Source organism: Marseilla massiliensis, from assembly GCF_016899855.1.
GTDB lineage: Bacteria > Bacteroidota > Bacteroidia > Bacteroidales > Bacteroidaceae > Prevotella.
Window position 1 is genome coordinate 1 of the sequence record NZ_JACJJG010000273.1, and the last position, 311, is coordinate 311.

Genomic DNA, 311 nt, shown 5'->3' on the forward strand with positions numbered 1-311 from the left:
TCAACGGGGAATCCGTCGACGATGAGCAATGGGTCGTTGCTCTGAGTGATGGAGCCTCCTCCACGTACACGTATTTTCACGTCGGCGTCGGGCGAGCCCTCGGTCGTGGTGATGTTTACGCCGGCCATCTTACCCGTGAGGGCTTCGGTTACTGACGCAACCGGAACAGCCGCGAGGGCTTCGTTGCTCACAGTGGCCACGGAACCGGTAAGGTCCTTGCGGCGAACGGAGCCGTAACCGATGACAACGAGGTCGTCAAGATTGGTTGCCTCGTCTTCCATTACGATATTGACGGTGCTTTTGCCGGTAAC

Annotated in this window: 1 protein-coding gene; it reads right to left on the bottom strand. The window is 58.2% G+C overall.

All coding sequences use genetic code 11. The features are described 5' to 3' along the window. A partial coding sequence (locus H6A34_RS14725; protein WP_205106113.1) for a TonB-dependent receptor plug domain-containing protein occupies window positions 1-311 on the bottom strand: 311 nt, incomplete at both ends.